Source organism: Vibrio sp. SCSIO 43135 (assembly GCF_023716665.1).
In the GTDB taxonomy this organism is placed as follows: Bacteria; Pseudomonadota; Gammaproteobacteria; order Enterobacterales; family Vibrionaceae; genus Vibrio; species Vibrio paucivorans.
In genome coordinates this window covers 175,547-190,649 of sequence record NZ_CP071860.1, presented here as the reverse complement: position 1 = coordinate 190,649, position 15,103 = coordinate 175,547, and the positions used below count along the sequence as shown (strand labels likewise).

The 15,103-nt window shown below is 43.9% G+C and carries 10 protein-coding genes; 2 read left to right on the top strand and 8 right to left on the bottom strand.

Annotated elements, in window-relative coordinates; translation table 11 throughout:
- Positions 1-130 precede the first annotated feature (130 nt).
- On the top strand, positions 131-1,429 hold the full coding sequence (locus J4N42_RS15250; protein ID WP_252033106.1) for a dicarboxylate/amino acid:cation symporter: 1,299 nt from the start codon (positions 131-133) through the stop codon (positions 1,427-1,429).
- 62 nt (positions 1,430-1,491) lie between these two features.
- On the opposite strand, the gene J4N42_RS15245 is transcribed toward J4N42_RS15250, so the two are convergent.
- From J4N42_RS15245 to J4N42_RS15210, 8 genes are all read right to left on the bottom strand, one after another.
- Positions 1,492-1,692, bottom strand: coding sequence for a DUF1289 domain-containing protein (locus tag J4N42_RS15245; protein WP_252033105.1), 201 nt, complete (start codon positions 1,690-1,692; stop codon positions 1,492-1,494).
- Between the two features lie 136 nt (positions 1,693-1,828).
- On the bottom strand, positions 1,829-3,784 hold the full coding sequence (locus tag J4N42_RS15240; protein WP_252033104.1) for a methyl-accepting chemotaxis protein: 1,956 nt from the start codon (positions 3,782-3,784) through the stop codon (positions 1,829-1,831).
- Positions 3,785-4,266: 482 nt separating this feature from the next.
- Complete coding sequence (locus tag J4N42_RS15235) at positions 4,267-6,000, bottom strand: EAL domain-containing protein (protein WP_252033103.1); 1,734 nt, start codon at positions 5,998-6,000, stop codon at positions 4,267-4,269.
- A 378-nt stretch (positions 6,001-6,378) separates the two neighbouring features.
- Complete coding sequence (locus J4N42_RS15230) at positions 6,379-8,328, bottom strand: methyl-accepting chemotaxis protein (RefSeq protein ID WP_252033102.1); 1,950 nt, start codon at positions 8,326-8,328, stop codon at positions 6,379-6,381.
- Positions 8,329-8,588: 260 nt separating this feature from the next.
- Positions 8,589-10,325: an EAL domain-containing protein gene (locus J4N42_RS15225; RefSeq protein ID WP_252033100.1), complete on the bottom strand. Its 1,737-nt coding sequence runs from the start codon at positions 10,323-10,325 to the stop codon at positions 8,589-8,591.
- A 613-nt stretch (positions 10,326-10,938) separates the two neighbouring features.
- A complete protein-coding gene (locus J4N42_RS15220; RefSeq protein ID WP_252033098.1) occupies positions 10,939-12,063 on the bottom strand; it encodes a M20 family metallopeptidase in 1,125 nt (374 codons plus the stop codon).
- 10 nt (positions 12,064-12,073) lie between these two features.
- Positions 12,074-12,541, bottom strand: a complete 468-nt coding sequence (locus J4N42_RS15215; RefSeq protein ID WP_252033096.1) for a YjiG family protein — start codon at positions 12,539-12,541, stop codon at positions 12,074-12,076.
- On the bottom strand, positions 12,541-13,278 hold the full coding sequence (locus J4N42_RS15210; RefSeq protein WP_252033094.1) for a nucleoside recognition domain-containing protein: 738 nt from the start codon (positions 13,276-13,278) through the stop codon (positions 12,541-12,543). The genes J4N42_RS15215 and J4N42_RS15210 overlap by 1 nt, the downstream gene beginning before the upstream one ends.
- Positions 13,279-13,595: 317 nt before the next feature.
- Here J4N42_RS15210 and nhaD point away from each other — a divergent pair, with 317 nt between their 5' ends.
- A complete protein-coding gene (gene nhaD, locus J4N42_RS15205; RefSeq protein WP_252033092.1) occupies positions 13,596-15,035 on the top strand; it encodes a sodium:proton antiporter NhaD in 1,440 nt (479 codons plus the stop codon).
- The last annotated feature ends 68 nt before the right edge of the window (positions 15,036-15,103 follow it).

Genomic DNA, 15,103 nt, shown 5'->3' with positions numbered 1-15,103 from the left:
AAAAACTAGTGATTGCGATCACATCTATAAACCAGAACCAAGGATTTTACTTCTTTAATTTCTTGTTCCCCTGCTAATCTCCGGCTCGCTTCGAAACGATGTCGAAGTGAATAATAAAAGGAGTGTTCTAGTGAATACCAAGAAACCTAAGTCTCTAACTGCTCGCGTTATCGCCGGTATGTTAGCGGGTATTTTGACGGGATTTGTTATCCAATTTCTGTTCGCAGATAACGCGTTCATTAACGACTACATTGTTAATGGTTTATTTGAGGTTGGCGGTAAAATTTTTGTAGCCAGCTTGATGATGCTTGTTGTCCCTCTAGTGTTCGTATCGCTAGTGTGTGGTACCAGCTCACTAAAGGATTTATCTACACTAGGCCGTATGGGTGGTAAAACCCTAGCGTTCTACGTAATCACAACTGCAGTTGCTATCACCCTAGCACTTACCATGGGTACAGTATTCCAGCCAGGCGCTGGTGCTGATTTAACAGCAGCAAGTTCTTTCCAATCTGCTGAAGCGCCATCTTTGGGTCAGGTGATCATTAACATGTTCCCAACCAACCCAATCAATGCAATGGCAGAAGGTAAAACACTTCAGATCATCGTTTTTGCCGTACTATTCGGTATCGCGATCAGCCTGTCTGGCAAAGCGGGCGAGCGTATCGCATCACTATTTAATGATCTAAACGAAGTGATCATGAAGCTAGTTACGCTGCTAATGTACGTTGCACCATACGGTGTATTCTGTTTGATGGCGAAACTATTCACTGGCCTAGGCTTAAGTGCGATTCTAAACCTAGCAGGCTACTTCGCGGTACTTGCTGGTACGTTGATCATCCATGGCCTTGTGACTTACAGCATTATGCTTAAGAGCTTCACTGGTCTAAACCCAATGATCTTCCTACGTAAGATGAAAGACGCAATCATGTTCGCGTTCTCAACAGCTTCTTCTAACGCAACTATTCCAGTTTCAATGGAAACCGTTAAGAACCGTATGGGCGTTGAAAACCGCGTATCATCTTTCACTGTACCACTTGGCGCAACCATCAACATGGATGGTACTGCGATCATGCAAGGTGTAGCGACAGCGTTCATCGCGCAAGCATTCAACATCGACCTAACCATGGGTGACTACTTAATGGTTATTCTAACTGCAACTCTAGCGTCAATTGGTACTGCTGGTGTTCCGGGTGTTGGCCTAATCATGCTAGCAATGGTACTAAACCAAGTCGGTCTACCGCTTGAAGGTATCGCACTAATCATGGGTGTTGACCGTCTTCTAGACATGATTCGTACTGCAGTTAACATCACTGGTGACTGTGCAGTAACGGTTATCGTTGCTAAATCTGAAGGTGCACTGGACGAAAGCAAGTTTGCAGACCCAGCAGCGGGCAAGAAAGAAGAAGAAGTTCAACTTTCTCACGCCTAACGCGCACAACCAGTCGTAAAAATACCAAGCCCCGATGCTGCCGTTGCATCGGGGCTTTTTGTTTATCTCAAGCTTTTTCTTTGTTGGCACTCAGCAAGCACCTGGCGCTTCTGTAATTCCGATAGGCTATTCCAATTCAAGATCTGCTCTAGGGTACGAAAACATCCGACACAGACATCTTTATCGTCTAGACAGCAGTGCCGGATACATGGACATTCCACCGATTCAAGATCTCGATCCTTTCTAGTTTGACCGCTCTTCATCCTTTACCCGCCCGTCGTTATACATACCAACGCACCGCACTTAACAGCGCTAGCACTGATATAAGTATACAAAAAAGCACTGGGGCCGAGAGAGCACCCAGTGCAAAACATAGGAGAGATAAAAAGCTGAAACTAACTAGCTATTAGCTTCAAGTTTGAAGAACTGCAGTTGATGACTTTGGTTCTCGGACAATTGCGATAAGTATGAAGCAGCTTCGGCGCTCTGAGTCACACCCGTCGCATTTTGAGCGATGGCTGAATCAATCGACGCAATATTTTCATTCATTGAAGTGATCGCACGACTTTGTTCATCTGCTGCTGCAGACATTTCGCTGTTATTCATCGAAATGTGTGCTATCTCATCCGATATGGTTGAAAGTTGTGCACTAGTCTGTTTATTGATATCGGAAGTCACCACAACTTTTTCAACACAGCGATCGACAGAAGACATCATATCTTTAGCTCTCACTTGCAGTGTATTGACCAAGTCTTGGATGGAGCCTGTACTTTCAGAAGTTTTCTGCGCTAATACACGTACTTCATCGGCTACCACTGCAAATCCACGGCCACTTTCACCAGCACGAGCAGCTTCTATCGCAGCGTTAAGTGCAAGCAAATTGGTTTGCTCTGCAATATTCTCAATCATGTTTACGAAGCTCGACACATTGTTTGACAGCTCTTCTAAGCTAGAAGCGACATTCGATGTTTCCTGGAGCTCGGTACAAAGTTCATCGGATAGTTGTACACCATTCTGAGCAGATTCTACGCCTTGGTTCGTAATATCAATCACTGCTTTGGCATTTTGATCCGCTGAAGCCGCAGATGCTGCAACCTGAGTCGAGCTAGTCGCTAGTTCAGTAATAGCAGACGCTATCAACTCAACCTGAGCACGCTGTTCATTAGCATTGGCTTCCAACTCAGTCATTACTGACGCGAGCTCTGTCGCAGAGGAAGATACCTCAGTGCCCACATTACGCAAGTTACCTACCGTGCTGTTCAGAGAGTCAATTGTGCTATCTGTATTTTTACATAATGAGCCGATTTCGTTGGTCGCATCAACATTAACTTTGCTATACAGCTCCCCTCGAGAGACGGATTCAATCACCACTTGTAAGCTAGTTAAGTTTGCTTTAATGCGGCTGGCACACAGCACGCCACCTAAAGCCGCCAACATAGAGGCCACAAGTACCGCAACCATCAACATAGACTGCGTGTCACTAATCAGTACTAAGCTTTGCTCTGACGCTAAGCCTGCTCGTTCATCAGCTTGGCTCGATAACTTGCTGACACTTTGGCGCAGCGACAACCCGAGAGCAGCAAGTTGTTCTTCTTGACTAAAAATCTGACGGTTAATATTGTTAATTCTACCAACCGCAGCTAAGTAGTCCTTGAGCACATTACTAATGTTCTGTTCTACAATCGGGTTATCAAGGTCAACGATAATTTTACCCAAATTAGCTAATGCATTATCTAGCTTCTCTTGGCTTTCCGGGTTATATATCTTCATCAACTCACCAAAGTACGTTTGCGCTTGAGTTGATTGGATAAATAACTGCTCTTTAGCCGAAAACCATTCTTGTCTGTCGTATTCGGTTAAGGTGCTATTCGATAAAACCATCGCATCTGTTTCGTTGATTTTCTCGTAAATCCATGGCAGCGACGAATACTCACGCTCGACTTCCCTTTTTAAACTGTGAATCTCTTTCATCTGCTTTTCATAAGCGACAACACCATTCTCAATGCTTTTGACTTGGCTATCAGCATCACTATTGAACACAGGAGAAGTTCTAACGCTTGAGAAACGCTGGGCAAGCTGTTCTTGGTGGCCAACCAGTTCCGAATAAAAATCATCCCATTGCTTATCACCAGCCAGCACCTGGTTTGCAGCCATTCGGATACGCCACACAATTCTTTCGGCTTCTTGTATGTAAGATGAATATTCAACGGTGTCCGAAGACAGTTGTGAATTATTTAAAGTATCACTTAGCTTATTATTTGAAAATGCTACTGCTATAACGAATAACACGATAGCTAAACCTACAGGTGCAAGTACCTGATACAAAATAGGTATATTTTGAAACTTAAACTTCATGACGACACATCCATGATTAAATTGTTATATATTATCTATAGCCACAGGTAGAATATTGCGACTATTTATTAAATCTCTGATTTCAGTACAACTAATGTATATATACTTTATTGGTTCAGTCTTAATTGATATTGATTTCAACAGCGTTAATACTTGATGAATCTTTATTTCTATATCGAGTAACAGCGTAATGTCGAGCTCTATACCGTTTCTTTCTTCCTCTATCAGTCTAGCGATTCTCCTCTTACAGACATCTAGGTTAAACATCGCAGTGAGCACGTCCTCGGGGTAATCTCCTCGAAACCCATTCACGTAAGACTCGGCTTGCAAGCATTGGGGGCAAATTGAAGAACCTGCAGTCTCATCTAATGCATTGTTGCACTTCACACATGCATTTCGACTGTTAGTGTCTTTTGCTTCCAACCCTTCGAATAAAAAATCAAAATTCACTAATGGTCGCCTCCTAAGTTGGTACCTAAGTGTTATTCCTCGCTATATAGATACCCCTGTTGATAGATATATCCTAATCGAGACAAAAAGTTCTTTTGCCTAGTGGTTTCTACTCCCTCTTGAATTATTTTTGAATCGGACACATAACCAATATTCGAGAGATTAATTAAAATTTCTTTAGCCAAAATATCATTCTCTATATCAGTAAGAAACTCTTTATCAATCTTTAAGTAATTAGGCTGAACTTTCTTAACCACTTCAACATTATTGTTTCCAGTGCCAAAATCATCTAGCGCAATAATAAACCCTGTCACTTTAAGGTATCGAATGTTCTCTATAATCTCTTGTGTGTATGGCACGGTCGAGTTTTCAGTGATCTCTAACGTCACTTCGTTCGCTTCTAGCCTACTCAAAAACTGGTCAAGTAAATCAAAGTCATCTCCCTGCAAGGTTATGGGACACAGATTGATTCCATAATTATTACTTGCTCCGCTTTGCTGAGCCGCTTCAATCGCTTTAATTGTCGCGATGGTATGGAAAGTTACCAACTGAGATTGTCGAAGATGGTTAATGTATTCAAGCGGAGAGCCTCGCTTCACTCTCGTCAAGATCTCATAATAAACCGGATGACTTTTCTCTGTATCCATGATGACTTCTAACTTGTATCGCAGCCCGATCCAAGTTGTCACAAAATGAGCAAAACGATACAGGTTTTTCATGTAGAACAGGCAAGTTAGTAGTGCTAGTAACCCTAGCCATTCATAGACAATGCCATCACTGTAATAGACGATCTCAGCGCCTTCTCTAAAATTTTGTGAGTACACTTGAAACTGACCAGGTTCCCCTGTCGACAACAGTTTCCCTAATTCAGTATTGATGTGCACAGAGTCAACCAAGAACGGCAGCAGCGTATTACCATAACGACTTTCAATCGATTGTCTGGATATTCGAGCATAAAACTCGGCGCCTTGCCCATTGGTTCTCGATGTGTATACAAACTGAGGTAAACTCAGCAAGCGTTCCAATTCAGCTTCGCTATCAATACTTCTCATGCTTTCTCGATCGATTAAGCAGCTGTTTCCATTTTTTATCAGGATCGCAGAGTCCAAATTCAACGACTGACTCAAAACTGCGACATTCTGAGTATCATCACACCCATAATCCATGATTTCATGCGCTATGTAATTGGTGTTCCCTTTGTATTTATGAAGGATTGAGCTGATATGCGAAATCTGAAGTATATACAGAATGCAAAGTAACACTGACGATAACACCACCATCTTGGCACCTTTGTTCAAGATGCTTAGGTGATAGAGCCTTATGAACAAATCCAGCATCGCGCCAGTACTCAACTTATAATTATTAATGTCAAAATTGAGCTGTTTGTTCTTGGATATACTATCCACTACATCAATGTTGATGTAGTAGCCTTTCTTAAATACATTGTTGATAAACTCTTTCGGGCCATCGATGTCATGGCTATCAGTGATAAGTTTGTATTTTCTTCGAATAGACGCGATGGTGTTTTTTAGGCTATACAGGCCAAACTCATCCGAAAACTCACGTTGATAAGCAAGCTCGATGTCTCTTGCAGCAGAAGGCGCATCCGAGGACGAATATTTGGCAAGATATTCAAGAACAAAACGTTCTTTGTCGTTAAGATAAAACTCCATTGTTTTACTTTCTTCATCCACGCCATATAATAGGTTTCCGTTAAGTACCAATTTGTAAGATGAGCTGCCCCCTAAGCTAAATAAGTACAACATAGCGGCCCCCCACAAATCGCTCACGCTTGGACGTAATCATTTACAACCCCCAATACATCCAACAAAAAAATGATTCATCGCTAAAATATGTATGATTGTTTTGTAATTTTTAGCTTTTATTTGAACATTTTTTGACATAAGCCAGACGTAACAGCTAACCAAACTTTGTTACAACATGTTATCTAGCACATTTAATTGACATTTTTATCTGATGCATGGGGTCGTGAGCAACCTAAAAATTAGATTTATCCAATTAAATATATGATTATCCAAGTGGAAAACTCTATCCGAGTATTAATTTCAATTCTGGAGGAGACTCGAGGGAGTGCAGAGGATGTGAAAAGCCCAGAGCGAACTCTGGGCTTTTGAGAAAGGAGCTTAGGAAGCTTTAAGTTTGAAAAAATCAAGTTGCTGGCTCTGACCTTCTGACAACTCAGATAGGTATGCAGCCGCTTCAGCACTTTGCGTTACACCAGTCGCGTTTTGTGCAATCGCTTCATCAATGGTGGCAATGTTTTCGTTCATTGAAGAAATTGCGCGGCTTTGCTCATCCGCTGCTGACGACATTTCGCTGTTGTTCATAGAGATATGAGCAACTTCATCTGAAATGGTGGCAAGCTGGCTGCTGGTTTGGCGGTTAATTTCTGCTGTGGCTTCTACTTTCGTTACACAACGGTCAACGGATTGAATCATATCTTTGGCACGCAGTTGCAGCGTATCTACAAGCTCTTGGATTGAGCCTGTGCTTTCCGACGTTTTCTGAGCCAGGACACGAACTTCATCAGCAACCACGGCAAAACCGCGACCGCTTTCTCCAGCACGTGCAGCTTCAATCGCAGCATTAAGTGCAAGCAAGTTGGTTTGTTCTGCAACGTTCTCAATCATACTAACAAAGCTCGACACGTTGTTTGAAAGCTCATCAAGGCTAGAGGCTACATCAGAGGTTTGCTGAAGCTCCTGGCACAGCTCATCGGATAAATGCACACCATTTTGTGCAGACTCAACACCTTGGTTGGTAATTGCGATAACAGCTTTAGCATTTTGATCAGCAGACGACGCAGACGCCGCAACCTGAGTTGAACTGGTCGCTAATTCGGTAATTGCTGAAGCGATTAGCTCAACTTGCGAACGCTGCTCTACTGCATTCGCTTCCAGCTCTGTCATTACCGAAGCAAGCTCAGTCGCTGAAGAGGACACTTCAGTTCCCACATTACGCAGGTTACCTACCGTACTGTTCAGAGAATCAATCGTGGAGTTAGTGTTTTGGCATAGCTGGCCAATTTCATTGTCAGAATCACTGGTCGACTTCTTGAACAGCTCACCACGGGATACCGCTTGAATCACTACTTGTAGTTCAGACACCGTGGATTTGATGCTCGATGCACAAATGTATCCCACAAACGCAGCTGCAATAGATGAAGCAACAAGCGCAACAATCAGCGTAGTCGATGTTTCACCGATAAGAACTAAGCTCTCGTCTGACGCAGCTTCTGCATTTTCGTTTGCATATGCTGCAAGCTCAGAAATATGCTGACGAATCGATTGACCGACTTCTACCGCATTTTGAGTCACGTTGTAGAGCTCATCATTAATGTCATTCACTTCGCGAACAGCATCGGTGTATTCCGAGTAGGTAACACCAATGTTTTCATCAACAATTGAGTTGTCCAGATCATCGATAATGGTTGCAAAGCTTGCCATTGCAACACGCAAATCTTCACGGCTTTCAGGGTTGTAAGATTGCATCAGTTCAGCGAAGTAAGTCTGAACTTTAGTTGATGCAACGAACAACTCTGCACGCGCTTGGCGCCATGCGTTCTTTTCATCTGCTGCTTGTTCGCTTGCCAGTACCAACTCGTTAGTGTTGTTGATTTTCTCGTAAATCCAAGGCAGCGATGCGTATTCCTTTTCTGACTCAGCTTTTAGTTTCGAAGCTTTTACCATCATTGCTCGATAGCTCGCAAACTCTCTTTCAATCGACTCTAGCTGACCTTTGGCATAGTCACTAAATACAGAAGAGTTACGGATGCTGTCGAACAATGAGTCGAGCTGCTGCGTATATTTGTCTTGCTCAGCAAAGAAATTATCCCACGCTCTTTGGCCAATCAGCGCTTCATAAGCTGCGCGACGGTATCGCTGCACAACGCGTTCAGAGCGTTGCATGTAGTTAGCGTAGCTTACTGTATCAGCAGAAAGCTGGGAGTTTTCAGAGGTCAGGTTTAGCTTACTCTGCGTAAAGCCAATCGCGATAATAAAAGACACGATGGCTAAAATAACCGGTGCAAGAACTTGATAAAGTATTGGCAAGTTTTGAAATCTAAATTTCATTGTATGTATCCATTAACGTATATTCTGGAAATGATTAGGCACAACTCAGCCCTCCCTGCTACGTATGGATAATTCAATTATCCGCAGCAAGGAAATCAGCAAATTGGTATGCGTTATTAATTTAATAATCGAGAAGTATTAAACAGCTCAATTAATTTAGGGAACTAAATCCATTTAAGGTGTGGCTGGGAATATTCCTCTACTACTCGGGTCATATATATTCGAACTAAGTCTTGCTAGCACCGTAATAACCACATTGATTATTCATCGCTATATAAGTAGCCCTGTTGATAATGAAAACCTATTTTATCGATTATTCTTTTCTGCCCTACTCGCGCCACGCCTTCTTGAATGACTTTGACATTAGAAGATTTACTAATAGTGGCAATATTCATTAAAAAGCCTTTCACATCGTCACAGGTTTCTATTCCGTCGAGAAACTCTTTGCCGAGCTTAACGTAATGTGGCTTCACTTTTCGGATAAGTTCCAAGTTACTACTGCCCGTTCCAAAATCATCTATAGCGACAGTGAAGCCCAGCGCTCTGAGTTGGCTTAGGTTATCCAGCATCTCTTGGGATAGCTCTATGCTTGAATACTCTACAATCTCAATTGTCAGGTTTTGATCACCTAACTTTTGTAAACTTTTCAGTAGGTACGGATAGTCACTTTTAGTCAAAGAGCTAGGGCACAGGTTAATCCCATAATGATGAGGGTCATCCTCTTGCCTAGCTCTGGCAATTTGCTTGATTAACATCACGCTGTGCAACGTCACCAGATTGTGTCGCCTTATAAACTCAATATATTCCTTGGTCTCTAGAGCATTGACTCTGGTTAATAGCTCGTAATACACCACATGGTTAGTACTAGCATCAACGATGGCCTCTAACTTCACGTACAGGCGTCGCCAGTATCCAAGAAACTGAACCAGTGGTATGAGTGACCTAATAGACAATAATAAAAATGCTGCCACTAGTACGATGAGCCACTCCACCAGTATGTCATCACTGTAATACTGGACTTCAATCCCGCCACCGATCTCATTCGAGTAAACTTCTATGCTGTCCTGCACACTACCAGAGGTGAAGATGTAGCCAGAGTCACTCTTCAACACAATGACATCCAGCAGATAACGAACCAGCAAGTTACCAAACTTAATTTCGGTCACCGACTTTGGTACTCGCGCATAAGCGTAATCACCATCCTCGCCTGCGAACCGCCCATAGATAAACTGCGGATGGGACAGCAGCTCATCTATCTCTGTTTGGTCTGTAAGCTGCCTGACTTCGTCTTTATCAATCACACACGCATACTCGGGCGCGACCACAACCGCAGAATCCAAGTTAATGCTCTGGTTAATTCGCTGGATTGAAGGTTCAACTTCACAGCGACTATCCAAAATATCCGACATTATCGCTTTGGTTCTCGACACACTCATATCAAGGGCCGAGTTTAAATACGATATATTGAGCGCGTACAAACTGCCGACAAACATCACCGACAACATCAAGGCAACAAGCCCACGCTGACACAGGCTCTTGCCATGCAGTTGCAAATAACCGCCCAACACATCGGCTAGCGCTGGCTTGTCACGATTGATATCCGGAGTGATCACCGTATATTCGCTTTCGTTACTCACGCCATCAAAACTGGTGTAATACCCTTTTTTGAATACGTTGGTAATAAACTCTTTTGAGCAACTTTCATTACTACTATCAATCAGTGTTTTGTATTTCTTTCGAACAGCAGCAATCGTGTTCTTTAGGCTGTACAAGCCAAATTCTTTACCAAACTCACTTCGATACGCGGCTTCTATATCGCGAGCTGTCTTAGGCGACTCAGGCGAAGAATTTTTCGCTAAATAGTTGAGTACGAACCTTTCCTTTGAGCTTAATAGTTGCTCTTTGGTTTTCTTTTTTCCGCGGCTGATGTATAGCGTGCTGCCGTTAAACACTAACTTGCAAACGTGACTACAGTCCAAATAGATCAGGTGTAGCATTTGATCCTCATTTACCTTTTACAGGTTTCTTTTTTGTCTGTTTTTATCCCTGCAAATACTTATAGATTCGCTTGCCAATTGGTTGTTTTTTCGCGTTTAACAACGATATAGCGAGAACCATATACGTTAAGCTCAAACACTATCCAATTGATCTGGTCTCAACAACTAAAAACTTGGCTGGATTATTGATGACACTAGGTATCCTTATTGAAGTGAATAGATTATAGCCAATTTAGCTTTATTGACATTTGCAATAACAGGTTAGGAATAACCATGTAAATGCATGATAAATAATAGTTTTACCAATAGTGCAACTGATTATCTAACCATCAAAAAAACTCAATTAATGCACCACTACTCCTCCGTACTCGAAAACTCTAAAGTTGTTCAAGTTATCTAATTGTAAGGCATGTCAGAGAATAGTCAGAACTGACCATCGCGGCAATGTCACTGCGCAGGGCAAATCCCCTTCAACCTCATCATGATGGAGGGACGAAACTTTAGATAAATAAATCAACTTCCACAAAGACAAAAGTGGATGTGTTTTGAACAAAAAAACCAGCAACTTTCGTTACTGGTTTTCAGGTTAACCTATGACTCTATAGTCACTCTGCTACTTGGCGAGTTTTTCCATCACGCGCATCAGTAACTTAATACGAGGTTCAATGGACTCAAGTAGCAGGTATTCTTCGTCACTATGGAATCCCGCACCAACCGGCCCTAATCCATCGAGTGTCGGCACACCCAATATGGCGGTATTATTAGCATCTGAACCACCGCCCACTTCTTTCCAGTTGATATCAATCTCGAGCTCTTGGGCAGATTCTTCCACTAGCGACATTAGCGCGAGAGTCTGACCATTTGGCACCATTGACGGTTTATACGCCTCTCTCTCTAGCTCGATCGATACACCTTCAACATGGGGTTGTGTGGCCAACGCATGGAGCTGAGTATCAATATCGTCATACTCGTTATTGTTCCAAAAGCGAACATCAACGATAGCCTCGGCTAACTCAGGAACGATATTCGCACCCGCCCCACCCGATACCACGCCAACATTTAATGTCGTGCCAGACTCAAAGTTAGTCATCGTGTTAATGGCTAATATCCAATTCGCCATTTCCGTGATAGCACTTCGGCCATTTTGCGGTTCGTTCCCTGCGTGAGCAGCCTTACCGTTAAAGGTCAGCTTATAACGAGCCATACCTTTACGTGCTTTAACCAGTCCACCATCTGCGCGTGCTGCTTCTGCAACCAGCACATTCTTAGCCTGTTTCGCGACAGATTGTAGCCAGTCGACAGAATCAAGCGAGCCGGTCTCTTCATCTGGATTCATGCAAATGCAGATCGACAACTTATCGATAACTTCTGGGTTGAGATTGCGCAATGCATACACGACGTTCAGTAATCCAGATTTCATGTCGGATACACCTGGACCATAGGCTTTGGTATCGTCAGTGGTCATAGGACGCTTAGCGACCGTTCCTTTCGGGAAAACCGTATCCATATGACCAATGAGCATGATGTCTATGACTTCTGCATCCGGCTTGTTACGCACTTCAAGGCCCACACCTGCTTTACCACAATCGATGCGTTTAACCTGCCAACCTTCCATCGCGGCATACTTGCTTTCGAACTGAGTGGCAATTGCCTCGATGCCTTCAAGCGTGTATGTACCACAATCAACATCAATTAGAGGGCGAAGCTCTTCGAGGTAATCATTGAGTGAAAATTTCATCGCGTTCCCCCTACAGCAAAATGTTCATGACGAACATGGCACCGAAGGCATTCAGTACAGAAATACCGATCATGACTGGAATGTAACGACCTTCTGTACCAATTGGACCCATAATACGCCCCATGTACTGAACCTGAGACCCCATAAGGTAAATAGCCGGAGCAAGAATTGCGATATGAGTACCGTTAAGAATGCCTTGGTCAAACAAGGTGATCACAACGCCTACCGCGCCGCCCATCGACATCCAAGCACCAATAAGTACCGCCGCAGCTTCACCCGGCAGACCAAATACCGCCATGATTGGAGAGAACACCGATCCCATTAGATCCAGCGCACCTGTAATTTGCAGCGCTTTGATAATCACAAACGCCATCAATACATTTGGAACGGTTGATGTAGTGGCGATAACCCAGCCTTTTTTCGCACCTTCGACGAAGATGTCTGTCACCATTGGTTTTTTCGCTTTCACTTCACTCATTACGCTGTCTCCTCTTTCATGTTTTGTGGCTTGCCTTGCTGATCTTTATCTTCTTTGCCTTCAGTGATGTTTAAGTAGATGCGGAACAAGTTCGCGCCAACGAATTTGAAGATGAACATGATTGCTACGGCTAAGCCAATCGATGAAGTTACTGCTAGAGAACCATCAGCCATAGTCAACGTGAATAGCACTGCACCCGAAGAGAAGAAGTTCACGATAGTGGCTCCAGCGGTAAACTGGAACATAGTGAACACGTCGGTTTCGCGTTTGGTTAAATGCCCTTCGTCTTTGAGCTGACGTGTCATTGCTGCACCAGCATCGGTACTTTGAAGAGAAGCAATGAGTGCAAGGCCAGAGTTACCAGGAATACCCATTAGCGGGCGTAGTAGAGGAGTAAGTAGCTTACGCGCAGCATCAAGTGCACCGTAATGTTCAAGCACGTTAATCATGCCTAGCGCAAACATGACGGTTGGGATCAGCGTTAACGCAAAAATGAAGCCATCACGAGCGCCACTGCCGCCTTGGCCACGTAGTGATGTTGTCGCAGCATTGATGCCATCTGCTGTTTCCGTTACATCGTAAGCAACCTTACCGAACGAGCCATTAAGGGTGGTGAAGTCAAATACACCATACCACTCGCTCGATTGAAGTAAGCCAGAAAAGAAAACCACCGCAAACGCTAAAGCAATGTAACTGCCGAGCGTAACTTTGCGTCCTTGTTCAGTAGGACTTGTCATAATCTACCTCGATTTTTATGTGGAACAGAACACATAAGATACTCACTCGAAAGTGGTATCGACGAGATGACCCAAATCAAGAACCTTACCGAACAAAATTGCCTAGCCAAATCAATTCGGGAATTTGTGATACTACCCCCAGAAGCCCATATAGCTCGGTACACAGGCTCTACCTTTCGGTAATAAATCGGCAGCACCCATGCTACAAAATGGTGACAAAAGTGGCGTCTAATCAACCATTTCCGAGCTGTATCACACCAAGCAAAGGTAGAACTCTTTACTATAGGTAGTCATTAGCAGCAAATGGAGTGCAGCAAATGAAAATCGGGCTTTATGGACTCGCCATTTTGGGCGTACTTTCCCCTCTACAGGCATTCGCCTCGCAATCAACATCGGGTTATCTGGATCTGACTCAATCAGGGATAGGCTACCTCTGCCTACTGATTTTTGGTTGTGCTTATACCCTGGTGATGCTTGAAGAATACTTACAACTTCGAAAATCAAAGCCCGTTTTGCTTGCAGCTGGAATCATATGGGCGATCATTGGTTACGTATATCAGCAACACGGTCAAATCGATTTAGCCAAGGCTGCGCTCGAACACAACTTACTCGAATACGCTGAACTGTTATTATTCTTGCTGGTTGCGATGACGTACATCAGTGCGATGGAAGAACGAAGGCTGTTCGATGCGCTGCAAGCGTGGATGACAGGCAAAGGCTTCAACTTTAAAACCTTATTTTGGCTCACCGGTATTCTCGCGTTTTTCATCTCTCCTATCGCAGATAACCTCACGACAGCATTACTGATGTGTGCCGTTGTGATGAAAGTGGCTGGCGACAACCCGCGCTTTATTAACCTCGCCTGTATCAACATTGTTATTGCCGCCAATGCAGGCGGTGCGTTCAGTCCTTTTGGTGATATTACTACTCTGATGGTTTGGCAAGCAGGCCATGTTTCATTCTCTGAGTTCATGCCGCTATTTTTACCGTCTGTGGTGAACTACATTGTGCCTGCAGTGATCATGTCATGGTTCATTCCGAACCAAAAACCTGACACCATCCACCAGCATGTCGAGCTAAAACGCGGTGCGAGACGCATTGTCGGCTTGTTCATTCTTACCATTGCCACTGCCGTTGCGTTCCACGCCGTTCTCCACTTCCCACCAGTTATCGGGATGATGATGGGCCTTGCATATCTGCAGTTCTTTGGCTTCTTCCTTCGCCGTACGCTTAAACACTCTTTAGCGAAAAAAGCAGCAGCCGCTATTGCTAATCGCGACGACCACGCGCTGAAGCGCTTGGGCTCTGTAGTACCTTTCGATGTATTCCGCCGAGTATCCCACGCGGAGTGGGACACATTACTGTTCTTCTACGGCGTGGTGATGTGTGTCGGTGGCTTGAGCCTACTTGGCTATTTAGGTGTAATTTCAGAGATCATGTACACCCAATGGGACCCGATCTGGGCTAACGTTATGGTGGGTATCCTGTCGGCCATCGTCGATAACATCCCTGTGATGTTTGCCGTTTTAACCATGGAGCCTGCCATGGATATGGGTAACTGGCTATTGGTAACGCTAACTGCAGGCGTAGGTGGTAGCTTATTGTCAATCGGCTCTGCGGCTGGGGTAGCATTGATGGGAGCAGCGCATGGCAAGTACACTTTCTTCGGCCATTTGAAGTGGGCTCCTATTATCGGCTTGGGGTATGCTGCCAGTATCGCAGTCCATATGATGCTGAACGGACACCTGTTTAGTTAGTTAAACTAAGAATGCCGCAACTGAAACGCTTCAGTTGCGGCACTCTTATGCCCGAAAACCAATGGTTA

Bases quoted from the DNA above. Each gene is read 5' to 3' on its own strand.
- J4N42_RS15220 (WP_252033098.1), bottom strand. From the start codon at position 12,063: ATGAAATTTTCACTCAATGATTACCTCGAAGAGCTTCGCCCTCTAATT.
- J4N42_RS15210 (WP_252033094.1), bottom strand. From the start codon at position 13,278: ATGACAAGTCCTACTGAACAAGGACGCAAAGTTACGCTCGGCAGTTAC.
- nhaD (WP_252033092.1), top strand. From the start codon at position 13,596: ATGAAAATCGGGCTTTATGGACTCGCCATTTTGGGCGTACTTTCCCCT.
- J4N42_RS15215 (WP_252033096.1), bottom strand. From the start codon at position 12,541: ATGAGTGAAGTGAAAGCGAAAAAACCAATGGTGACAGACATCTTCGTC.
- J4N42_RS15225 (WP_252033100.1), bottom strand. From the start codon at position 10,325: ATGCTACACCTGATCTATTTGGACTGTAGTCACGTTTGCAAGTTAGTG.
- J4N42_RS15240 (WP_252033104.1), bottom strand. From the start codon at position 3,784: ATGAAGTTTAAGTTTCAAAATATACCTATTTTGTATCAGGTACTTGCA.
- J4N42_RS15245 (WP_252033105.1), bottom strand. From the start codon at position 1,692: ATGAAGAGCGGTCAAACTAGAAAGGATCGAGATCTTGAATCGGTGGAA.
- J4N42_RS15230 (WP_252033102.1), bottom strand. From the start codon at position 8,328: ATGAAATTTAGATTTCAAAACTTGCCAATACTTTATCAAGTTCTTGCA.
- J4N42_RS15235 (WP_252033103.1), bottom strand. From the start codon at position 6,000: ATGTTGTACTTATTTAGCTTAGGGGGCAGCTCATCTTACAAATTGGTA.